The 22,319-nt window shown below is 67.7% G+C and carries 21 protein-coding genes and 1 pseudogene; 7 read left to right on the forward strand and 15 right to left on the reverse strand.

Translation table 11 applies throughout. The features are described from left to right. Positions 1-937: winged helix-turn-helix domain-containing protein (locus NC4_RS30560; RefSeq protein WP_245722038.1), on the reverse strand; the 937-nt coding region annotated here is incomplete at its 3' end. A gap of 131 nt (positions 938-1,068) precedes the next feature. Between NC4_RS30560 and NC4_RS30565 the strand changes: the two genes are divergently transcribed. Then, positions 1,069-2,733 (forward strand): FAD-binding dehydrogenase, encoded by a 1,665-nt coding sequence (locus NC4_RS30565; RefSeq protein WP_067545237.1) that lies wholly within the window; start codon positions 1,069-1,071, stop codon positions 2,731-2,733. A 98-nt stretch (positions 2,734-2,831) separates the two neighbouring features. Here NC4_RS30565 and NC4_RS30570 read toward each other — a convergent pair whose 3' ends face one another. Beyond that, positions 2,832-3,224 carry a hypothetical protein gene (locus tag NC4_RS30570; RefSeq protein WP_157555326.1) on the reverse strand — a complete coding sequence of 131 codons (393 nt, stop codon included), beginning with the start codon at positions 3,222-3,224 and terminating at the stop codon, positions 2,832-2,834. Positions 3,225-3,594: 370 nt separating this feature from the next. Then, entirely contained in the window at positions 3,595-5,064 is a 1,470-nt protein-coding gene (locus NC4_RS30575; RefSeq protein WP_067545242.1) for an amino acid permease, read from the reverse strand. A gap of 253 nt (positions 5,065-5,317) precedes the next feature. On the opposite strand from NC4_RS30575, the pseudogene NC4_RS30580 reads away from it, so the two are divergent. Continuing rightward, positions 5,318-7,289: pseudogene (locus NC4_RS30580) on the forward strand (gamma-glutamyltransferase family protein). Here NC4_RS30580 and NC4_RS30585 read toward each other — a convergent pair. Further along, complete coding sequence (locus NC4_RS30585) at positions 7,286-8,017, reverse strand: MerR family transcriptional regulator (protein WP_067545245.1); 732 nt, start codon at positions 8,015-8,017, stop codon at positions 7,286-7,288. The pseudogene NC4_RS30580 and the gene NC4_RS30585 sit on opposite strands and share 4 nt — an antisense overlap. 81 nt (positions 8,018-8,098) lie before the next feature. Between NC4_RS30585 and NC4_RS30590 the strand changes: the two genes are divergently transcribed. Further along, on the forward strand, positions 8,099-9,229 hold the full coding sequence (locus NC4_RS30590) for an erythromycin esterase family protein (RefSeq protein WP_067545249.1): 1,131 nt from the start codon (positions 8,099-8,101) through the stop codon (positions 9,227-9,229). A gap of 3 nt (positions 9,230-9,232) precedes the next feature. Here the strand turns inward: NC4_RS30590 and NC4_RS43435 are convergent, their stop codons facing one another. From NC4_RS43435 to NC4_RS30610, 4 genes are all read right to left on the reverse strand, one after another. Continuing rightward, a complete protein-coding gene (locus tag NC4_RS43435) occupies positions 9,233-9,865 on the reverse strand; it encodes a PH domain-containing protein (RefSeq protein WP_245722039.1) in 633 nt (210 codons plus the stop codon). Next, positions 9,865-10,344 (reverse strand): 6,7-dimethyl-8-ribityllumazine synthase, encoded by a 480-nt coding sequence (gene ribH / locus NC4_RS30600; RefSeq protein ID WP_067545251.1) that lies wholly within the window; start codon positions 10,342-10,344, stop codon positions 9,865-9,867. Before ribH ends, NC4_RS43435 begins: the two co-directional genes overlap by 1 nt. Before the next feature lie 31 nt (positions 10,345-10,375). Next, a complete protein-coding gene (locus NC4_RS30605) occupies positions 10,376-11,635 on the reverse strand; it encodes a bifunctional 3,4-dihydroxy-2-butanone-4-phosphate synthase/GTP cyclohydrolase II (protein ID WP_067545254.1) in 1,260 nt (419 codons plus the stop codon). An 85-nt stretch (positions 11,636-11,720) separates the two neighbouring features. Next, positions 11,721-12,350 (reverse strand): riboflavin synthase, encoded by a 630-nt coding sequence (locus NC4_RS30610; RefSeq protein WP_067545257.1) that lies wholly within the window; start codon positions 12,348-12,350, stop codon positions 11,721-11,723. Between the two features lie 671 nt (positions 12,351-13,021). Between NC4_RS30610 and NC4_RS30615 the strand changes: the two genes are divergently transcribed. Then, the gene (locus NC4_RS30615; RefSeq protein ID WP_245722040.1) at positions 13,022-13,333 is read left to right on the forward strand and encodes a hypothetical protein; all 312 of its coding nucleotides are present in this window, start codon (positions 13,022-13,024) and stop codon (positions 13,331-13,333) included. A gap of 25 nt (positions 13,334-13,358) precedes the next feature. Here the strand turns inward: NC4_RS30615 and rpe are convergent, their stop codons facing one another. Then, positions 13,359-14,027 carry a ribulose-phosphate 3-epimerase gene (gene rpe, locus NC4_RS30620; RefSeq protein WP_067545264.1) on the reverse strand — a complete coding sequence of 223 codons (669 nt, stop codon included), beginning with the start codon at positions 14,025-14,027 and terminating at the stop codon, positions 13,359-13,361. 136 nt (positions 14,028-14,163) lie between these two features. On the opposite strand from rpe, the gene NC4_RS30625 reads away from it, so the two are divergent. After that, positions 14,164-14,586, forward strand: a complete 423-nt coding sequence (locus NC4_RS30625; protein WP_067545311.1) for an ATP-binding protein — start codon at positions 14,164-14,166, stop codon at positions 14,584-14,586. Between the two features lie 158 nt (positions 14,587-14,744). Continuing rightward, positions 14,745-15,536: a SigB/SigF/SigG family RNA polymerase sigma factor gene (locus tag NC4_RS30630; RefSeq protein ID WP_157555330.1), complete on the forward strand. Its 792-nt coding sequence runs from the start codon at positions 14,745-14,747 to the stop codon at positions 15,534-15,536. A gap of 6 nt (positions 15,537-15,542) precedes the next feature. On the opposite strand, the gene NC4_RS30635 is transcribed toward NC4_RS30630, so the two are convergent. Then, the gene (locus NC4_RS30635) at positions 15,543-16,088 is read right to left on the reverse strand and encodes a DUF6817 domain-containing protein (RefSeq protein WP_067545267.1); all 546 of its coding nucleotides are present in this window, start codon (positions 16,086-16,088) and stop codon (positions 15,543-15,545) included. Between the two features lie 179 nt (positions 16,089-16,267). Here NC4_RS30635 and NC4_RS40675 point away from each other — a divergent pair, with 179 nt between their 5' ends. Beyond that, entirely contained in the window at positions 16,268-16,444 is a 177-nt protein-coding gene (locus NC4_RS40675; RefSeq protein ID WP_157555327.1) for a hypothetical protein, read from the forward strand. A gap of 66 nt (positions 16,445-16,510) precedes the next feature. Here the strand turns inward: NC4_RS40675 and NC4_RS30640 are convergent, their stop codons facing one another. The 5 genes from NC4_RS30640 to NC4_RS30660 all read right to left on the reverse strand — a co-directional run bounded on the left by NC4_RS30640 (position 16,511) and on the right by NC4_RS30660 (position 22,221). Then, the gene (locus NC4_RS30640) at positions 16,511-17,827 is read right to left on the reverse strand and encodes an RsmB/NOP family class I SAM-dependent RNA methyltransferase (protein ID WP_067545270.1); all 1,317 of its coding nucleotides are present in this window, start codon (positions 17,825-17,827) and stop codon (positions 16,511-16,513) included. Between the two features lie 925 nt (positions 17,828-18,752). Continuing rightward, on the reverse strand, positions 18,753-19,676 hold the full coding sequence (gene fmt / locus NC4_RS30645; protein WP_067545273.1) for a methionyl-tRNA formyltransferase: 924 nt from the start codon (positions 19,674-19,676) through the stop codon (positions 18,753-18,755). Next, positions 19,676-20,242, reverse strand: a complete 567-nt coding sequence (def, locus tag NC4_RS30650) for a peptide deformylase (RefSeq protein WP_067545276.1) — start codon at positions 20,240-20,242, stop codon at positions 19,676-19,678. Before def ends, fmt begins: the two co-directional genes overlap by 1 nt. Before the next feature lie 203 nt (positions 20,243-20,445). Beyond that, positions 20,446-21,462, reverse strand: coding sequence for an esterase/lipase family protein (locus NC4_RS30655; RefSeq protein WP_245722041.1), 1,017 nt, complete (start codon positions 21,460-21,462; stop codon positions 20,446-20,448). Positions 21,463-21,522: 60 nt separating this feature from the next. Next, positions 21,523-22,221 carry a PadR family transcriptional regulator gene (locus NC4_RS30660; RefSeq protein ID WP_067545317.1) on the reverse strand — a complete coding sequence of 233 codons (699 nt, stop codon included), beginning with the start codon at positions 22,219-22,221 and terminating at the stop codon, positions 21,523-21,525. Positions 22,222-22,319 lie beyond the last annotated feature (98 nt).

The following is a 22,319-nucleotide window of genomic DNA, read 5'->3' on the forward strand; positions in this document are numbered from 1 at the left end:
GCTCGGTGCGATCCCGGAAGAAGATGAGCGGATCGAACGGGCACAGCAGTGCGGCGCCCGACACCTTGCGCGGGGCGCGGGCCGCGGTGTGCAGATACGCGGGCTTGTCCCAGCCCGCGACCTGAACCTGCTCCAGCTCCCCCGCATCGAGTAGATCGGCGATGGCGGGCTCGGTCTGGGTGCGCTTGAGGCGGTAGTAATCCCGCAGATCGGTCTCGGTGCCGATACCGTGTGCCGTGGCGGCGCGGCGGACCAGTTCGCGCACGGCATCGGCCTCGTCCATGCGCTCGGCCCACACCTGCCGCGGAATGACCCGCTCGGCGAGGTCGTAATGCCGCTGGAAGCCAACGCGTTTGGGCACGGTCAGCTCCCCCGCCGCGAACAGCGCCTCGCACACGACCTTGGTATCGCTGTAGTTCCAGCCCCAATTGTCCTTGGCGCGTGGACGATCCAGCTCCAGATGGCGCTCCACCTCACCGGCGGTGCTGGCGCCGAACTCGGCGATCACGCCGAGCACGTCCTCGGCCAGGCGCGGATTGCGCTCATAGACCTCCCGCATCCCGTTCCAGCGGCCATTGCGGTACTGCTCCATGCGCCAGCGCATGAGCGACCAGTCCTCCACCGGCAGCAGCGCCGCCTCGTGCGCCCAGTACTCGACCAGTTTGCGCGGGCGGCGGGCGCTGTGACTCCAGGCCGCTTCGTCCAGCAGTTCCCGGTCGTACGCGCCGATCCGCGCGAACACCGGCGAGTAGTGCGCGCGCACGACGGCGGACACCGAATCCAACTGCAGCAGTCGCGTGCTGTCGAGCACCTTCATGACCGTGCGGCGGGTGGGCGGGCCGCTCGGCCGGGCGGCCGCGAAACCCTGGGCGGCGAGCGCTATGCGACGCGCCGCGGCGACGGTCAACGTGCGGGGGGTGGTCGAGGAAATCGGCACACTCGAACCATGCCATGCCCCACCGACAGGCAGCGCCCCACAGACAGGCGGATCTCGTCACTCAACCACGCCCGGCCGACAATCAAGTTCGATACACTGATGTATCGAGTTTCTACGACGCGAGGGAAAGCATGATCGAGAACCCGGATGTCATCGTCGTCGGCGCCGGTCTGGCCGGTCTCGTCGCCACCCATGAGCTGGTGCAGGCCGGTCGCCGGGTGCTCATCCTGGACCAGGAGAACCGGGCCAATCTGGGCGGTCAGGCGTTCTGGTCGCTGGGCGGGCTGTTCTTCGTCGACAGTCCGGAACAGCGCCGACTCGGGGTGAAGGACTCCTTGGAGCTGGCCATGCAGGACTGGTTCGGTTCGGCAGGCTTCGATCGCGAGGACGAGGACAGCTGGGCGCGGCAGTGGGCGCGCGCCTATGTCGAATTCGCCGCCACCGAGAAGCGCGACTATCTACACGAACTCGGGCTGCGGGTGACACCCCTGGTCGGCTGGGCCGAACGCGGCGGCGCGTTCGCCGACGGGCACGGCAATTCGGTGCCGCGCTTCCATCTCACCTGGGGCACCGGGCCAGAGGTGGTGCGGGTGTTCCTGGAGCCGGTGCTGGCCGCGGAGAAACGCGGGCAGGTCGGGTTCGCCTTCCGGCATCGCGTGGACGAACTGGTGGTCGAAGGCGATGCGGTCACCGGCGTGCACGGCAGCGTGCTCGAGCCGTCCGAGACCGACCGCGGGGTGAAGTCCTCACGAGAGGTCGTGGGCGAGTTCGAATTCGGGGCGCGGGCGGTCATCGTGTCCTCCGGCGGCATCGGCCACAATCACGAACTCATTCGCCGCAACTGGCCGGTGGACCGGCTGGGGCCGTGCCCGGAGTACCTCATCTCCGGCGTGCCCGCGCATGTGGACGGGCGCATGCTGGCCATCTCCGAGGCCGCGGGCGGGCGCATCGTGAACCGGGATCGCATGTGGCACTACACCGAGGGCATTCACAACTGGGATCCGATCTGGCCCGATCACGCCATCCGCATCATTCCCGGGCCGTCCTCGCTGTGGTTCGACGCCAATGGAAAACGGCTCTCCGCACCGTGTTTCCCGGGATTCGACACCAACGCCACCATGAAGGAGATCCTGTCGACCGGGTACGACTACTCCTGGTTCATCCTCACCCAGTCGATCATCGAGAAGGAGTTCGCGCTCTCGGGTTCGGAGCAGAATCCGGATATCACCGGTAAGGATCTCAAGCTCACGCTCAAGAGCCGCGTGGCCAAGGGCGCACCCGGCCCGGTGGGGGCGTTCAAGAAGCACGGCGTGGATTTCGTGGTGGCCGACAGTCTTTCGGAACTGGTCACCGGAATGAACAAGATCGCGCGCGGCCCGCACCTGGACCTCGCGGAGATCGAACGCCAGATCGTGGCGCGCGACCGCGATGTCGAGCACAAGTTCAGCAAGGACGCCCAGCTCATGGCGATCGGCAATGCCCGCCGCTACGTGGGCGACAAGCTCGGCCGGGTCGCCACCCCGCACAACATCCTCGATCCCGCGCACGGCCCGCTCATCGCGGTGCGGCTCAATATCCTCACCCGAAAAACCCTGGGCGGCTTGCAGACCAACCTGGACTCCCAGGTCATGCGCCCGGACGGCACCCCGTTCCCGGGCCTGTACGCCGCGGGCGAGGTCGCCGGATTCGGCGGCGGCGGCGTGCACGGCTACAACGCGCTGGAGGGCACGTTCCTGGGCGGCTGCATCTTCTCCGGCAGAGCTGCCGGACGCGCACTGGGCCGCACTTTGAAATAGGCGACAACCGATTTCGTGCGGGTCGGGTAACTCGCCGGGCACGCCCAGAATCGGTTCGGCTCCTGACCGCCGCCACGCGTGTGTGGCGGTCAGCGGCTCTATGCCGTGCGCTGAAGTTCCGGGGAGGCGGGATTGAACCAGCGGTAGCACTCCTTGCGGAGCAGCAGGGCAAGGACGACACCGGAGGCCATGACACCGAACAGGACCGTGAACGGGCCGACGCCGGTGGGCATTTCGGCCGAGACCAGGGTGAAGACGCCGTGGAAGGCTTGCAGGCTGGCCAATCCCAGCGCGGCGATCCACACCCAGCGCGAGCGCATGCCGAAAAGCACTGCGACGCCGCCGATCGCCCAGGCGGCGAAGAAGTGCAGGACGCTGCCGAAGGCATTGGTCAGGCCGTCGGTGATGAACAGCAGCCCGTGCAGGATGGCGAATCCGGTTGCCGCCCAGGCGGCGAACTGGGTTTCGCGCACCTGCGCGGGCACGGCCATCTCGGAATCATCACGGCGAATGGACCGGACCGCGCCGGTGAATCGCTCGAAAATCGTGGCAGGAATACCGTTTCCCCCCGCATTCGCCGATGAGGTTTCCACCTCATCGGTCGCAACCGCATGCGAACTCACAGCACTCCTCGTTGAGCATCTGAATGCGCGCCCCCTGCGAACGCGCGGCACCCGACGCTAACCAACCGTTCGGATTCCGGACAATCTTCGCGGCGAAGTTATGACCATGCCCACATGCGATAGCCGACCGGGATAAACCGTGATCGCGGACACGAAACGGCCGTGCGTGGAATCCGCGCACGGCCATTGTCGGTGCAGGTCGCGGGCGCATGCACGCGCCCGCGGTGAAAGCCCGAAACTACTTGTCGTCCCGCGGAATCGGCGGGATCACCGGGAATTCGCCGGTGTAGCCCTCGCGCATCTTGGCGATGGCCAGCACCCGCGGACTGGCGAACTTCCACCCGATGGCCAGCGCCGGAATGATGAGCACCAGGCTGGCGACCGTCCAGGTGCCGACCGGCTTGTCGAAGGCCATGAGCACCAGCACCGCGAAAAGGAAGACCAGCGTGGCGATTCCGGTGTAGGGAGCGCCCGCCATCCGGAATGCCGGGCGCTGCGCCTGCCCCTGCTTCCACAGCCACCACAGCTTCAGCTGGCACAGCACGATGGTCGCCCAGGAGGCCAGAATGCCCAGCGAGGCCACGTTCAGCACGATTTCGAAGGCCTGCGACGGCACGATGTAGTTCAGCCAGATGCCGAACAATGCGATGGCGCTGGTGAGCAGAATGCCGCCGTAGGGCACACCGGATTTCGACATCCGCGCCGTGAATTTCGGCGCGCTGCCGTTCATGGCCATCGAGCGCAGAATGCGGCCGGTTGAGTACAGGCCCGCGTTCAGGCTGGAGAGCGCGGCGGTGAGCACCACGAAGTTCATGATCGAACCCATGTGCGCGACACCGAGCTTGGAGAAGAAGGTGACGAACGGGCTCTCCCCCGCCTTGTAGGCGGTGTAGGGCAGCAGCAGCGCCAGCAGGATGACCGAACCGCAGTAGAACAGGGCGATTCGCATGATCACCGAGTTGATGGCGCGCGGCATGATCTTGGCCGGGTTCTCGGTCTCACCGGCCGCGATGCCGACCATTTCGACTGCGGCATAGGCGAATACGACGCCCGAGGTGACCACGACCAGGGGCAGGATGCCGGTCGGGAACCAGCCGCCGGCCTCGCTCACCATGCGGAAGCCGGTCTCCTGACCGTCGACCTCGAACCGCCCCGCGAGGAAGACCGTGCCGACAACGAGGAAGGTGACCAGGGCGAGCACCTTGATCATGGCCGCCCAGAACTCCATCTCGCCGAACCACTTCACCGAGGCCAGGTTGATGGCGAGCACGATGATCAGCGCGCCCAGCGCCAGGATCCATTGCGCGATGGGCTCGAACGGCCCCCAGTAGTGCAGATAGGTGGCGACGGCGGTGGTGTCCACGATGCCGGTCATGGACCAGTTCAGGAAGTACATCCACCCGGCGACGAAAGCCGCCTTCTCGCCGAAGAATTCGCGCGCGTAGGAGACGAACGAACCCGAGGACGGGCGGTGCAGCACCAGTTCGCCCAGGGCGCGCAGGATGAAGAAGACGAAGACGCCACAGATCAGGTACACCAGGAACAGCGACGGCCCGGCATTGGCCAGGCGTCCGCCGGCTCCCAGGAACAGGCCGGTGCCGATGGCGCCGCCGATGGCGATCATCTGCAATTGCCGAGGCTTGAGTGCCTTGTGATAGCCACTGTCCTCGGCAGTAAGGTTCGTGGCCTTTGTCCGGATCTCGGTCATTCGCCGGTTAACCCTCCGCAATCGTGTATTGAGGCGAAGTGAGAGTACCTTGCGTTTTGCTGAGAGCAATATCGGCGCTCCGAGCTGGGTAAATTTTGACAAAACAGCACTTGTCATGCTATATGACAGCCTGACATTTTGCGATTGCGGGTTAGACGCTACGTCTCCCCAGGTCGGGCCGCCTGCGAGCAGTGCGTCCGATTCGGACTCGCAAAGCCCCGCCCGGCCCGCGTCCCGGCGCTAGAGTCCGGGCATGAGGCGCACGCGACGGCACACCTGGGGCGGCGCTGCCGCCGCCCTGCTGATCACCCTCGGAATGGCCACCGCCTGTGGCTCGGGTGACGAGTCCGGACAGGCGTCCTGCGTGACCACCCCCAATGGCGCCGCGGTCACGCCACGCACCACGACCGGGGGCACGCCCACCACCACGAATCTGAGTCTGCGCCCCGAAATCGCCTCCGGGTACCGCACCGGCATGACCCCGGTGCGCACCGATACCTTCGCCGTCTCCACCGCCAATCCCCTGGCGACCGAGGCCGCCTGCCGGGTGCTGCGCGATGGCGGCACGGCCGCGGACGCCCTGATCGTGGCGCAGACCGTGCTCGGCCTGGTGGAACCGCAGGCTTCCGGCATCGGCGGCGGCGCGTTCCTCCTCTATTACGACGGCGCCACCAAGACCCTCGAGACCTACGAAGGCCGCGAGACCGACCCCAGCGGTGCCACCCAGGACTATCTGCGCTGGATCAGCGATACCGACCGCACCGCACCGCAACCCAATGCCCGCGCCAGCGGCCGCTCCATCGGTGTTCCCGGGGTGCTGCGCCTGCTCGAACTCGCCCATCGCGAACACGGCAAGCAGCCGTGGAAGGATCTGTTCGGCCCGGCCATCGCCCTGGCCGATCAGGGCTTCGAGATCAGCCCCCGGCTGGCGGGCCAAATCGCGGAATCCGCAAAGGATCTCGCGCGCGACGAGGCCGCCCGCGCGTACTTCCTGCAGGGCGACAGCAGCCCGAAACCCGCCGGGACCACCCTGACCAACCCGGCCTATTCCAAGACGCTCGGCACGCTGGCCACCGACGGCGCGGACGCCTTCTACACCGGCCCCATCGCCGATGCCATCGTGGCCGCCGTGGCCGACGCCTCGGGCGGCCGCACGCCCGGCGTGGTCTCGGCGGCGGATCTGGCTGCCTACCAAGCGAAGAAGCGCGATCCGGTGTGCGCGCCGTACCGCACCCACGAGATCTGCGGTATGCCCAACCCGTCCTTCGGCGGCATCACGGTCGCGGCGGCGCTGGGCATCCTGTCCAACTTCGATCTGGCCGCGCTCGCGCCCGCCAATGCCTCCGGCGACACCGATGCCGCGCGCAATGGCGGAACCCCCACCGCGGAGGCCGTACATCTCATCTCCGAGGCCGAGCGGCTGGCCTACGCCGACCGCAACAAGTACATCGCCGACTCGGATTTCATTCCGCTGCCCGGCAATTCGCCGAAGGCCCTGCTGGATCCGAAGTACCTGAAGGAACGCGCCAACCTGATCGACCCTCTGCGCAGCATGGGCACCGCCAAGCCCGGCGACTTCGGCCCGGTCCCCCTCGGCTCCGGCCCCCCAGCCGCCCGAGCACGGCACCGGCCACATCTCGATCATCGACCAGTACGGCAATGCCGCCGCCATGACCACCACCGTCGAATCCGCCTTCGGCTCGTTCAATATGGTCGACGGCTTCATCCTCAACAATCAGCTCACCGACTTCGCCGCCGAACCCCTCGGCGAGGACGGCGCCCTGGTCGCCAACCGCCTCGAACCCAATAAGCGCCCCCGCAGCTCCATGGCCCCCACCCTGGTCTTCGACCAGACTCCCGATGGCGCCCGCGGCCCCCTCACCCACGTCACCGGCTCCCCCGGCGGCTCGGTCGTCATCCAGTTCGTCATCAAAACCCTGATCTCCATGCTGGATTGGAACCTCAACCCCCAACAGGCCGTCTCCTCCGTCTCCTTCGGCGCGGGCAACAGTCCCACCACCAACCTCGGCGGCGAGCATCCGGCCATCGACCCCACCGATAATGGCGACCACGACCCCCTCGTCCTGAAACTCCGCGAGATGGGCCACCAAGTCTCGGTAGCCGCGCAGGTCAGCGGCCTGTCCGCGCTGGCCCGCGACGGCTCCGGCCTGATCGGCGGCGCGGACCCCCGCCGCGAGGGCGCGGTCCTCGGCGACAACGGCTAGCGGTCCGGCGGCCGGTCACCCCGAATGCTCCGGTAGCGGCTGAGTTCGGCGGCGGCGTCGAGCATGGCCAGGCCCTGGGTGGTGAGCTTGTGGTGCCAGTCCGCGAGGGCGGCGGCCAATGCGGCTGTGCCACCGGCGGTTCGGATCTGATTGACGACCGTTTCGATGTGGGCCAGTGGATAGCCGCCGCGGCGCAGGAGATGGGCGAGTTCGGCGTCGCGAATATCGCTCGCGCGGTAGCGGCGGTATCCGGTGGCTCGATCGCGCGACGGGCGGAGAATGCTCGCATCCTCCCAGGCGCGCAGGGTCGCGGCGGTCAAGCGGAGTCTGCGCGCGAGTTCACCTATGGTCAGGGGGTTCTCGTCAGCGGCGGGTTCCGGAGTGACGGCGGACTCCGTGCTGGTCAGATGGCCGACCGTTTTGCGGACCGCGTCGAGCGTCTCGCGGTCGTGCAGCAGCTGGATGTGACCTCGATCGACGATCAGTAGCAGTTTGTCGAGGTCATTGTCGTGCAGGGCGTTCATGATCCGGCCTGCCGCCGCATGTCCGTAGGCCGGGACGAGTGCGAGGAATGCGCGGAGTGCGGCCGCGTGGACTTCGGTGTAGATCCGATAGCCGGTGGGGGTGCGCTCGGCGGGCGGGAGGAAGCCGTCCTGCTCGTAGTTGCGGACGGCCTGGGTCGAGAGGCCGTGCTCGCGGGCGAGGTCGGCTGGGCGCAGGGTTCTCACTGGTTTGAGACTTTACCCGGCGGTGGTCGGCTCAATGCGAGGTGAGTTTCAATCGATTCTTCAACGATACGATTGAGACACATGAGCCAAGACATTCGAGACTTCGTACCTGCCTCCTGTGAACTGCTGGGCCTGGGTGAGCCGATGCATCGGGAACCGGCTTTCGCACTGCTTCGCAATGAACTGTTCGCGCAACTGGCTGTTCGTGGGTTCCGATCGATCGCGCTGGAAAGCGATCGGGTCGCGGCGCTCACCGTGAACGACTTTGTCCGAGAGGGCATCGGCACCCTCGATTCGGTGCTCGCTACCGGGTTCTCGCACGGCTTCGGCGAATTCGAGGCCAATCGGCGACTGGTGGCCTGGATGCGGGAGTACAACGAGAACCGGCCCGCGGCAGAGCAGTTGGCCTTTCATGGCTTCGACGGCTCGATGGAAACCATGAACGTGCCCAGTCCGCGGCGCTATCTCGAATTCGCCCGCGACTACTTGAAGCTCGACGTGGACCTGGCGAGCCTGGCCGGAGCGGACGAGCAGTGGGACCGTAGCGAGGCAGTGCTGGATGCGGACCTGTCGCCCGGTGCGACGGCCGCAGCGCAGCGACTACCGGTGATCGCCGACGATATGCTGGTCGAGCTCTACGCTCGCGCACCCGAACTGATCGCGGCGGGCTCGCGGGACGAATTGCTCAGGGCCGAAACGTATCTCACCGCCGGGCTGGGGTTGCTGCGATACCACGGGCAGGCCGCACGGCACGGATTCGACGACGACACCCGGTGGTCGCGCCTGTCGGGGACCAGGGATGCGCTCATGGCGCGCAACCTGTTCGATATCCGGGGCATCGAGGCAAGGCGTGGGCCGACACTGGTGTGCGCACATAATCTGCACCTGCAAAAACACCTCAGCAGTATGGCCATGGGGCCCATGCAGCTGGGCTGGCAGAGCGCGGGCGCCATTGTGGGATCGCTGCTGGGCGAGCGGTATGCGTTCATTGCCGGGAGTCTGGGCCGCAGCGCCACGATCGAGCTGGGCGAGCCCGAGCCCGGCACCTATGAGGGCCTGCTCCAAAGCCGTTTCAGCACATGGGGTCTGCTACCGCGCAACGCGGTTCCCGCCGGGCGGACCCGCACCGACACCACCCCGCGGCAGGGCTACTTCCCGCCCGACACCGCGAACCTGGAGGGGACGGCCGCAATCCTGCACATCCCCGGATAGGGCTCAGTCCGGCTGCGCCTCGGTGTATTTCGCGCCCAGTTCGCGGAAGCGGTCCATGGCGGCGGCGGCCCGCATCTTGTCATTGGAGCGGATGGCCATCATGGGGATGTACTCGTCGTGCACGAGTTCCAGTCGCGCCCAGGACTTCTTGTCCGGGAAGGAGATGCCGCGAATATCCTGCCAGCGGAAGACATTGTCGCCCAGGATATTGCGCACCGCGACACCCTGCGCGCCGACCCGCACCCGGGGGCGGGTCAGCATGAGCACGCCACCGGCCAGGAACAGGCCGATCACGGCCATGGCGACCTGATCGGTCACGCGGAAGTTCACGCCGGTGGCGTCGATGCGCAGGAAGACGCCCGCCAGCAGGAAGACCAGGAACAGCACGGCCGCCACGATGCGGGCGGTCATGATGGCGTGGCGGGGCGTGACCTCCAGGTCCCACTCGCCGCCGGGGCGGTCCGCCGCCGATTCGGGTTCGCGATCCGACTTCTGTTCCGTGGCAGGCACTTCGGCGTCTCCGGACTTCGACTCGGTGGCGGGCGGCGTGGTGTCGGTCGCCGGATCTGGCCGCACGGGTTTGCGGGGCGGCTCCTCGGAGCCGCCGTCGCGCTTCCAGATCCGGACGACCGGCATCAGACGGTCTGGCTGAGCTCGCGCAGCGTCAGCGCGGCATCCAGGGCGGCGGCCGCGGCCTGCTCGCCCTTGTTCTCCACCGAACCGGGCAACCCGGCGCGATCGAGGGCCTGCTGTTCGGTGTTCACGGTGAGCACACCATTGGTGACCGGGGTGCTCTCGTCGAGGGACACCCGGGTCAGACCGGCGGTGACCGAATCGCACACGTACTCGAAATGCGGTGTCTCGCCGCGGATCACGACGCCGAGGGCGACCACCGCGTCATGGCTGCGGGCCAGCGCCTGGGCCACCACGGGCAGTTCCATGGCACCGGCGACCCGGACCACCGTGATATCGGCGACGCCCGCATCGCGCGCCGTCTTCTCGACGTTCGCGACGAGCGCGTCGCAGACCTCGGTGTGCCAGCGCGACGCGACAATGCCCAGTTTCAGATCCTTGGCATCCGCGAGCTCGAATGTCGGTACGCCGGTACCGCTCATCGGTATCCGCCCTTCTCGGTTAGTCGGAGAGTCAGTTCGCAGTTTCGCCCAGGTCGAGATCGTCCAGGCCGACCAGGTCGTGGCCCATGCGATCCCGCTTGGTGCGCAGGTAGTGCAGATTGTGCGAATTGGCGCGCACCGGCATCTGCACGCGCTCGGTAATGGACAGACCGTAGCCCTCGATGCCCGCGCGCTTGGTCGGATTGTTGGTCAGCAACCGCATGGAGGTGATACCCAGATCGGCGAGGATCTGCGCGCCCGTACCGTAATCGCGGGCGTCGGCGGGCTGGCCGATGGCGAGATTGGCGTCGTAGGTGTCGAGCTGCTGCTCGTCCTGCACCTGGTAGGCCTGCAACTTGTGTAGCAGCCCGATGCCGCGACCCTCGTGCCCGCGCACGTAGAGGACAACACCGCGGCCCTCGTCGGACACCATCTGCAGGGCGGCATTGAGCTGCGGCCCGCAATCGCAGCGCAGCGAGCCGAAGACATCACCGGTGAGACATTCGGAGTGCACCCGGACCAGGACTTCCTCGCCCTTGCCGTTGGCGCCCGCGATATCGCCCATGACCAGGGCGACATGCTCGGTGTCGTCGTATTCGCTCTTGTAGCCGATGGCCTTGAAGTCACCGAATTCGGTGGGGATGCGGGCCTCGGCGACGCGCTCGACATGCTTCTCGTGCTTGCGCCGCCAGGCGATCATGTCGGCGATGGAGATGAGCGCGAGATCGTGCTCGTCGGCGAAGACGCGCAGCTCCTCGGTGCGCGCCATATCGCCCTCGTTCTTCTGCGAGACGATCTCGCAGATGACGCCCGCGGGGCTGAGCCCGGCCATGCGCGACAGATCGACCGCGGCCTCGGTGTGGCCGGGGCGGCGCAGCACGCCACCGTCCTTGGCGCGCAAGGGAACCACGTGACCCGGGCGGGTCAGATCATCGGACTTGGCGTTCGGATCGGCCAGCACGCGCATGGTGGTGGCGCGGTCGGCGGCCGAGATACCGGTGCTGATGCCCTCGCGGGCGTCCACGGACACGGTGTAGGCGGTGCCGTGCTTGTCCTGGTTGACCGCGTACATGGGCGGCAGGCCCAACCGATCACAGTCGGCGCCGGTGAGCGGCACACAGATATAACCGGAGGTGTATCGGATCATGAAGGCCACGAGCTCGGGGGTCGCCTTCTCCGCCGCGAAGATGAGGTCGCCCTCGTTCTCCCGGCCCTCGTCGTCGACGACGACAACCGCCTTACCGGCGGCGATGTCGGCGACTGCGCGCTCGATGGTGTCGAACCTGGTCACGTCTGCTGTGCTCCATCTCGATTAGGTGCCTACCTACAGTAAGGCAGGTCCGGTGTCCGATTTGCGTCGCCTCCGGGCGCGCTGCCTATTCGCCGCGTTGCTGGAGCCGTTCGACGTACTTGGCGATGACGTCGACCTCGAGATTGACCGTGGCGCCGACCGGAGCCGTGCCGAGGGTGGTGAGCGCGCGCGTGGTGGGGATGAGCGAGACCTCGAACCAGTCCTTGGCGCCGTCCGCGGCGGCCGTGTCGGCGATACCGAGGCCGGAGACCGTGAGCGAGATGCCGTCGACGGTGATGGAGCCCTTCTCCACGACATAGCGGGCAATGCTGTCCGGCAGCGAGATTCGCACGACCTCCCAGTTCTCCGAGGGGGTGCGGGAGAGGATGGTGCCGGTGCCGTCGACATGGCCCTGCACGATGTGCCCGCCCAGGCGGGAGTTGACCGCGGCGGCGCGTTCCAGATTCACCCGGGAGCCGACCGCCAGGCCGCCGATGCTGGAGCGGTTCAGGGTCTCGGCCATGACGTCGACGGTGAAGGTGTCGCCGTCAACCTGATCGTCGACCACGGTGAGGCAGACGCCATTGACGGCGATCGAATCACCGTGCCCGGCATCGGAGGTCACCAGGGGGCCGCGAATGGTGAGGCGGGCCGCATCGGCCAGCTGCTCGGAGGCGACGATCTCGCCCAGCTCCTCCACGATGCCGGTGAACATGCCCTAACCCTCTCCCTCTCCCTCTCCGGCCCGCCTGCCGGGCCCGCCGCTTGCGCCAACAGCCCGGACCGGCGGCGCTATTCCCCGCGGTGATCGACTGTCCCCACCAGCCTAACGACGCCCGGTCGTAGGCGACATAGGGCCTCGTTCACTGGAGAGTTCGGTACCGGGAGGCATCCGAAGCCGGACGAAGCCGACCGCGGGCATGAAAGGGGGGTGAATTACACGGGAATGCCAATTGAAAAAGCGGAATTTCCATTCTCGGCGAATGACCGAATGGCGTGTAATCGGAGAGATCTACCCAATTCGCGACTCGCTTACACCAAAATCTTGCGCATCAGTAGATATGGTCGCAAGATTGTTATGCAGCTGATTCCTACAGTTCAACTCTCCGCGAGCAGTTCAGCGCAGAACGGTCACCGGCGTCCAGGGCCATCATCAGGCCCGGATGCACATCGCAGCAAGTCGCACCTAGGGAAGGTTGGACCCTTCGTGGGTCAAATCCGGTTGGCAGACAACATCATTGGGAGTGCAGCGTGACCACGCTTCTCGATTCGACACTGGAAGTTCGCTGCGTGCAGTATCGGCGCGAATTTCACCTGCCGGCATCGATCGATCCAACGTCACGGCACATATTGCTGGAGATAGGCAACAGATACGGGGCCATCACCATGCCCGCCGATCTCGGTGAGCGGGTGCTCCAGCGGCTGGAGCAAGCCGATCTGGCCGGACCCGTCGTGCACCATCCGCGCGCGCGGCGCTGGACCTTCATCACCGGCCCGGCCCGGCCCGAGCTCCTGAGCAAGACGGTGTCGGCGGCGCTGTTCCGGCTCTACGCCACCGTCGCGTGCTCGGGAGCCCAGGTCGTGCTCCCGTCCGCCGATGACGAGCGGACGGGATACCGCACCTGGATCCAGTCGCCGGATTCGATTCCCGCCGTACCGCCGCTGGAATCGGTCATCGAAGCGCTACTGGGTCGCTGAGCGCTCGATTCGACCGGGCCGCAGACTATTCGGCCGCCTGCGCGGCCTCGACCGCGATCACCTTCTGCCGCAAGGCTTCCACGGTGGCGGCGGGATCGGCGGTGCCGTAGACGGCCGAACCGGCGACGAAGCAGTCGATGCCCGCCTCCGCCGCCTGCTCGATGGTGCTCATATTGATGCCGCCGTCGATCTCCACCACCAGGCGCAGCTCACCGGCGTCGACCAGACGTCGCACGGTGCGGGCCTTGTCGAGCACGTGCGGAATGAAGGACTGTCCGCCGAAACCGGGTTCGACGCTCATCACCAGCAGGGTGTCGAACTCGCGCAGGATTTCGAGGTACGGCTCGATGGGGGTGTTCGGTTTGACCGAAAGACCCGCTTTCGCACCCGCGGCGCGAATATCGCGCGCCACGCCCAGCGGATCATCGGTCGCCTCCGCGTGGAAGGTGACGTTGTAGGCGCCCGCCTCGGCGTAGCCCGGCGCCCAGCGCTTCGGATCCTCGATCATGAGGTGGCAGTCGAGCGGAATGTCGGTGGCCTTCAACAGCGACTCCACCACCGGCAGGCCGAGGGTGAGGTTGGGGACGAAGTGGTTGTCCATGACATCGACATGCACCCAATCGGCCCCCTCGATGGCCTTCACTTCATCGCCGAGACGCGCGAAATCGGCGGAGAGGATGGACGGGGCGATCATCGGCGCGGGCCGGTGGAACGAGGAGGAAGAGGTGCACACGTGCGGCAGTCTAACGGCACGATATCGCACCGCGCGGACACCCCGATAGCGGCCATTGCGCTGATTGCCGCGCGCCGGAATGGGTACCCTATTGCAGGTGATCAACATTTCGGCGGAACAAGGGCTGCGTGGCACACCGGTCGAGATCGGCGTCGCCGCATCCGTCTCCCAGTTGCCCATAGTGCGCGGACTCGCCGAAACCCTGGTGCTGCTCAGCGATTTCACACTCGACGAAGTGGCCGACATCCGGCTTGCGGTGGACGAGGCCGCCTCCACCCTCATCGCGCTCGCCGCACCGAACACGACACTGCAGTGCGTGTTCACCGTCGGGGAGAAGGATTTGACGGTGCGGGTCGGCGGAATCGCCGCCGCGGCGGGCCTGCCGGATCAGCGCAGCTTCGGCTGGCATGTGCTGCGGACGCTCTCCGATGAGGTCACCGCGACCCAGGGCGAGTTCGATCCGGCCGTCTCCGGCTACCCGACCAGCGTGGAATTCCGGCGGGGCCGGGGGAAGGCGTAGTGACCGACGAGGACATCGTGATTCCATCCCCCGAAGCACCGCAGCCCGAACCCGCCGAAGAACCGGATACCGCATCCCCCGAGACCGCGGCAGCCACCGGAGCCGATGCCGTCAATGGCGCCGAGGCAGACAATGGCGATGCCGACAACGATGAGCCCATCGATGCCGAGGAAGCCGAAGAGGTGGCCCGCAGCGTCTCCGGATACGACGATGTGGCAGCGCTGTTCGAGCAGCTGGCCGCCGCCGACCCGGCCTCGCCGCGGCGCCCGGCCCTACGCGGCGAGCTGATCAACCGGTGTATTCCGCTGGCGGACCACATCGCTCGCAAATTCAGCGGGCGCGGTGAGCCGTTCGACGATCTCACCCAGGTGGCGCGCGTCGGTCTGGTGCACGCCGTGGACCGGTTCGATGTCGGCCGCGGCTCCAACTTCCTGTCCTTCGCGGTGCCGACCATCATGGGCGAGGTTCGCCGCTACTTCCGCGACAACACCTGGGCCATGCGAGTCCCGCGGCGGGTCAAGGAAACCCATCTGCGCATCGGCGCCGCCATCGACGCGTTATCGCAGCAGTTGGGCCGCTCCCCCACCGCCAAGGAGATCGCCGCCGAACTCGGCATCGATCCCGACGAGGTGACCCAGGCCGTCATTGCCGGAAACGCCTACCAGCCCAGCTCCATCGACGCGGTCTCGGTGGGCCGCGATACCGAGGCGTCGCTGCTCGACACCCTCGGCGAGGAGGAATCCCAATTCGACCGCGTCGAGGAATACGTGGCCATCCGGCCGCTGCTGGCCGGACTGCCCGAACGCGAACGCCGCATCCTCACCATGCGCTTCTTCGAATCCATGACCCAGACCCAGATCGCCCAGCAGATGGGCATCTCGCAGATGCACGTCTCCCGCATCCTGTCGAAAACCCTTGCGCGGCTGCGGGAGCAATCGGCCCGGGAATGACGGGCGTCAGACAAGGATGCCGCAGGCCGCCCACGCCCGCGGCGACAGATGCCGCCGACACCGGTCGAACAGGTCGTAGAGCGCCTGCCCGTGCAGCGCGGCGAGTTCGGCATTGTTGGCCATGACATCGAGCTCGTTGGCCGCGGTGAGTTCGAGAAATGCGCGCAGGTCGGCGTCGGCGATCTCATGGTCGCAGCCGGTGAAGCGGTCGCGGAACAGCACCGGCGTGGTATCGATCCGGAGATAGACGACCGCACGATCACAGCTGGCGTACAGGTAGACCAGCGCCTCGGCGCGATCACCGATGAGCGCCCGCACCGTCGCACGGTCACTCACCGCCACCAGCGACCGCTCGAACCCATCGGTGCCATACACGGCATGACACAGCCCGGCCCGCTGGAGGTCCCGATCCGCGCCCCACACGGCCAGATTCGCGGCGACGCGCACGAGATGCTCCAGCAGCGTGCCGCCGGGATGCGGAATTCGATCCGCGTCATGCTCCCGCAGAAAGCGGGTAATGGCTTCGAACACAGGTGATTCACCGCTGGTCACGCCACATGTCCTCCCGGCGAGTGCGGGTCGGCGCCCTTCCTGTTGCCCCCGCCCGAGGGCCCGGACGCGGTGGGAATGAGGAAAAGGTTGCCGCCGTTGGGCCCTCCCCAATCATCGGCGCGGACCCGGACCAAGGTCAATCCTCGGATTACCTTGTGAATCCCCAAGATCGAGCATGGGTGGACCGCGATCTACCGTGGACAGGATGGGTGCTCTACGACGCCGCCAGCAGCGGGATCGCCGGATTGGACCTGGCGGTGTGCCGCCTCGGCGAATTCGCCCGCCGCTGGGACGCCCTCACTCCCCTGGCCCGCACCTTCGCCGACCTCGTCGACCACACCCGGCTGGACGAGTGATCACCGGGAAATGGTGGCGGCGTTTCGCGAGTAGCGGCCGCCACCAGTTCCCCGGTCGTCGGCGTTTCAGTTCGGTTTGCGGAGGACGGCGAGGAACATGACGTCGGTGCCGTGGCGGTGGGGCCAGAGTTGGGCGGCGGGGCCGTCGCCCAGGTCGGGGACGCCGGGGAGCAGCACGCGGGTGTCCAGTTGTTCGGCGCCGGTGCGGCGGACCATATCGGCGACCACGGAGACCGTTTCGGGCAGGTGCGGTGAACACGTCGAGTAGACGACTACGCCGCCGGGGCGGACCAGTTCCCAGGCGGCGGTGAGGAGTTCGCGTTGCAGGGTGACGAGTTCGCGAACGTCGGAGGGCTGGCGCCAGCGGGCTTCCGGGCGGCGGCGGAGAGCGCCCAGGCCGGTGCAGGGGGCGTCGACCAGGATGCGGTCGTAGCCGGGCTCCAGGCCGGTGTCGCGGCCGTCGACCACGTGGACGTCGACCGGCATATTGCGGGTGGCCTTGCGGACGAGGTCGGCGCGGTGCTCGGCCGGTTCGACGGCGTCGACGCGGAAGCCGTCGATCTCGGCGATCGAGGCCAGCAGGGCGGTCTTGCCGCCGGGACCGGCGCACAGGTCCAGCCAGCGCCCGCCGTCCGGACCGTCCAGGGGGGCGCGCGTAACGGCAAGCGCCACAAGCTGACTGCCCTCGTCCTGGACGGCGGCCATACCGTCGCGTACGGGTTCCAGCTTCGCCGGGTCGCCACCGTCCAGGTACACCGCGTACGGCGACCAGCGGCCTTCCTCGCCGCCGGTGACGAGCGCGAGCTCCTCGGCGGTCATATCGCCCGGCCGCGCCACCAGGTGCACCGCGGGCCGCGCGTCATCCGCCGCAAGCACCTCCCGCAACTCACCCGCCTGCGCGCCCAGCGCATCCGCGAAGGCCTGGGCGATCCACACCGGGTGCGCGTACTCGAAGGCCAGATGCCCCAGCGGATCCCGAGGCGCGAGCTGCTCCACCCACTCCTCGACCGTCTTCTCCGCCACCCGCCGCAGCACGGCGTTCACGAACCCGGCCCGCCCCTGCCCGAACTCCGCCCGCGCCAGCGCCACCGACGTATCCACCGCCGCATGCGCCCCGATCCGAGTCCGCAACAACTGATACGTCCCCAACCGCAACGCATCCAGCAACGGCCCGTCGATCTCCCCCACCGCGCGCCCCGCACACTCCTCGATCACCGCATCCAGCAACCCCTGCGACCGCGCCGCCCCATAAGTCAACTCCGTCGCCAGAGCCGCATCCCGCCCACTGATATGCCGCTCCCGCAACAACCCCGGCAAAACGAGGTTGGCGTACGCATCCCGCTCCCGCACGGCCCGCAAAACATCCCGCGCAACAACGCGCACCGGATCCGTCCCATGCCCGTGCTCCGCGCGCTTCTCCCGACCGCCCGCCGGACGCCCGCTTCCGGCGTCATCCTTTCCCCGACTCCCCTGCCCGCCACTCCGTCGCCGATCCGACTGCGGCCCAGCCGATTCCCGCTCCGCACGGCGACCGCCACCATTCCGTCCGTCATTCCCGCGAGCACCTTGCGCGACATCGCGCCGACCGGCCCCGGCGGACGGCTCATAACCACCGCGACGGCTGTCACCCGACGAGCTCTGCGGGCTGTTGCCGCGACCACCGGCCACACGACGCTGATCACCTTGCGCCGCATACGGTTCCCGCTCACCGCCACGGGACGCACCCGAGGGACGTGTCCTTCGCTCGTCCCCGCCGAAGCGGTCGCTTCCACCCCGGCGCGCTCCGCCGCGGCTGTCGCGGTCGTAACCGCCATCCCGGCGCTGGTTGCCCGATTCGGAATGCCGTTCCCGGTCCGCCCCCGCACCGCGTGGGCTGCGCGATCCACGTTCGTCCGCGCCGGACCGGCCGTTGCCGCCCGCGCGATTGCCACCGGCGTTCTTGCGAGAGCTGGTGCTTCGCGGGCGGTCGGAGTTGTCGTCGTACCGCATGGGATCCTTCCGCGGGTTGTGGTCGCGGCGAGGGCGGCCGGAGGAATGGTCGTTCGCCCCCTGTTCGGGGCGGGTCATTTGATCACCGCGTCGGGTTGGAGCCTGCTGCCATGGTCGCCGCCACCCACAGTCGCGGTGTGTGAGCCATGCACGCAGTCGTCTGCGGCGCGATCTGCGGCCGGGTCGCCGGTGCGGGCGCGGCCGATGTGCTTGCCGCATACGAGGTTTCGACGATCGGGCTGCGGGAGGTCCTGCCGCGATCCGTGGTCACGGCAGGGATGGCTGGAGGGCTGGTTGCTGGTTCCCCGGTCAGGGCGGGTCATTCGACCACGGTGCCGGGTTGGAGGCGGGCGCCGCGGGCCCAGTCGAGGGCGGGCATCAGGCGTTTGCCTTGGGGTTGGACTTCGGTGAGGCGGATGGCGGTGGTGGCGGTGCCTATGTAGACGCCGGATTTGCGGATTTCTATGGTGCGTTCGGGGAGGTTTTCCTCGATGAGTTCCACGGGGGCCAGTTTGAGGCGTTTGCCGTCTACCTCGGTCCAAGCGCCAGGGGCGGGGGTTACGGCGCGGATGCGGCGGGAGATGGCGAGGGCGGGCTGGTCCCAGCGGATGTGGCCTGCTTCGGCTTCCACCTTGGGGGCGTAGGAGATGCCGTCGAGGGATTGCGGGACCGCTTGCAGGGCACCGGCTTCCACGCCGTCGAGGGTGGATTCGAGGAGGTGGGCGCCGCTGTCGGCGAGGCGGGACAGGAGGTCGCCCGCGGTGTCGGTGACGCGGATCTTCTCGGTGATCACGCCGTAGACGGGGCCGGTGTCGAGGCCCTTCTCGATGCGGAAGGTGGCGGCGCCGGTGATCTCGTCGCCCGCCAGGATGGCCGCCTGGACGGGGGCCGCGCCGCGCCAGGCGGGCAGCAGGGAGAAGTGCAGGTTGATCCAGCCGTGGCGGGGGATGTCGAGGACCGCCTCGGGCAGCAGGGCGCCGTAGGCGACGACGGGGCAGCAGTCGGGGGCCAATTCGGTGAGCTGCTCGATGAATTCGGGTTCGGACGGGCGGCGGGGGGTGAACACCGGAATGCCGTGCTCGTCGGCCAGTTTGCCGATGGGCGAGCGGGTCACCTTGCGCCCGCGCCCGGCAATGGCATCGGGGCGGGTCAACACGCTCACCACCTCGTGCTGCTCGGATTCGATGAGCCGCCGCAGCGACGGAACCGCCGGTTCGGGGGTTCCCGCGAAGACCACGCGCATCAGCGACTCCGTTCCCGCGTGGCGATGGATCGGCGGCCGCCGATCTCGGAGGCCGCCAGCGTAGTGATTCCCTGTGTGAACCAAGACGATTCGCGAATGATGCGCATCGCCGTCTTACGCGCCGCCGGATCCAGCCGCTGCAGGAACAGCACCCCGTCCAGATGATCGGTCTCGTGCTGCACGCACCGCGCCAGCAGCCCCGTGGCCTCGAATTCCACCGGATTGCCGTCCAGATCGACGCCGCTCGCCTTGACCGTCAGCGGCCGCATGACATCCTCGCGCACACCCGGAATCGACAGGCAGCCCTCGGGCCCCGTCTGCGTCTCCTCACCGACCACCTCGAACACCGGATTGATCAGATGCCCCTGCGCATCCCCGGTGTCGTAGACGAAGACCCGTAGCCCCACCCCGATCTGCGGGGCGGCCATACCCACGCCAACGCTCTCGTACATGGTGTCGGTCAGGTCGGTCACCAGCTGGCGCACCTCCCGATCGAACGTCTCGACCTCGGCCGCGCGAGCGCGCAGGATCGGATCGCCGAACAGGCGGACAGGCTGGATGGTCACGGGCAGCTCCGGGTGGCTAACGAAGATACGGTCGTCTCATTTTACGGACGGACGGGACAGCACCTGTCAGGAATGCCCCGCCGGGGGCGTTTCCGGCACGCCGAAGCCGGTCCGCAAGCACCGCGGACCGGCTCGAACGGTCGAATCACCCCGGCTGCCCGGTCACCGATCGTGGCGCAACGCACACCGGGCGGGCCACCGGCTCAGGAGTGAGCCGCCAGCATGACCTCTTTGATGCCCGTGCCGAGCGCCACCGGCGCACAGGTCGGCTGCCGGGCGTGCGCGGGATCCAGGGTATTGAGCATGAGCTGCTGCACGTACGGGTCGTAGACCATATGGAAGTGGCCGGTCAGATTGTCGGCGCACAGATCCTGCAGCACCAGATTGGTGGCGCCCGCGCCCTTGAGGACGATGTTCTCGCGCGGCTGGATCATCTCGTCGACCCGGCTGCCGATCGTGGTGTACCGGACGCCGGGCACCGTATCGCCGCCGCGATTGAGCGCGGTGATGAACGGCGATCCCGCGGCCTGCTGCACCGCGGCCTGCGAACTGCCCAGCGCGACCAGGTCGTAGACGATCGGTACCGTATCGGCCACCGTGACCAGCCCGTACATGACGCCGCCGTAACTGGGCGAGGCGATGCCGACCCACTGGTTGACCTTGGGCGCGCCGCCGAGCTGGTTGATCCAGTAGCGAGTCACGCTGGCGCCCTGCGAGAATCCGACCATATCCACCTGCGCGGCGCCGGTCGCGGCCAGCACCTGCTCGGTGAAAGCGCCGATCTGCGCGGAACTTTGGAACACGTCCTCGGTGCCGTAGCTCTTGGCGTTCACCTCGCCGCCGTAGTTCGGCGCGAAAACGCAGAACCCTTCCCGGACGAGCTGTGCCCCGATGACGGAATAGTCGGAGTAGGCCGAGGAGTCGGTGCCGTGCGCCAGCACCACCGGGCGCGGATGTTCGGCGCTCGGCTTGCACTCGAAGTCGTTGACGCCCTGGGGCGCCGCGTTCGGGTGCGTCTTCAGATACCGCGCGGCCGTCAGATGATCGGTCTGCTGCGGACCCCCTTGTACGGGGATCACGACCGAGCCCGCGGGCTCAGCCGTGGCGAATCCCGTTTCGATGGGCGCGATTACCGCGCCCACCATCACCCCTGTGACGATTACCCCCACCGATGCGATCCGGCGACGCAGCGCCGCCCATCGGGTCCTCCCAATTCCCATACCCGAATGATGGCTCAGTTGTGCCAGGAATACCTATTCGGAGAGGGCGCTTCGACGCCATTACTTTTGGGGTGTGTCGTCTTCGGCAAGGATCCGGTAAAGCGCCCGGCGCGCCACGGTGAGCACCTCGGCGGCCTTCTCCGCCTGCGCGGGAGTGCCGACGGAGGCGACCTGGGCGACGGCGCCCATCAGCTGGCCGACCAGCCCGCGAAGATCCAGCGCCTGATCGCCGACGCCGTCCTTGACGTCCTGCCAGGGATCGCCGAGATCGCTGCGATGCTCCGCCACGTAGGCGGCGCCCGCCTCGGTGAGCTTGGCGGTCTTGCGTCCTGAGACCTTCTCGATCAGCACCAGGCCCTCGTCCTCGAGCTGTGCCAGCGCGGGGTAGATGGAGCCGGGGCTGGGCCGCCACACATCCTGGCTGCGCTCGCGGATCTGCTGGATGAGTTCGTAGCCGTGCATCGGCTTCTCCTGCAGCAGAAGCAGAATCGCCGCGCGCACATCGCCGCGGCGACCACGCCCGCCGCGGCCGCGTCCGCGACCGAAGCCGGGACCGAAGCCACCGGGGCCGAAACCGCCCGGGCCGAATCCGCCGGGACCGAAGTCCGGGCCGAAGCCACGGCCGTGACCGTGCCGGTGCGGGCCGTGCCCGCCGCGTTCACCACGCGGGCCGCGGAATCGCGGATGTTCGGGGCCCTGCTGCTCCTCGGCGCGCAGTCGCCGCCAGGGGCCGCGGCCCCGTTCCTTGTTCATGTCCATGGGTTCCATGGTGTGCCTCCTGAAGGCTCGTCGTTGTTCTTGACAGTATCGACGATATATCGGCAATCTATCTAAATCAAGAGTGATGCGGGACACGA

This window comes from Nocardia crassostreae (assembly GCF_001613405.1).
GTDB classification, from domain to species: Bacteria; Actinomycetota; Actinomycetes; order Mycobacteriales; family Mycobacteriaceae; genus Nocardia; species Nocardia crassostreae.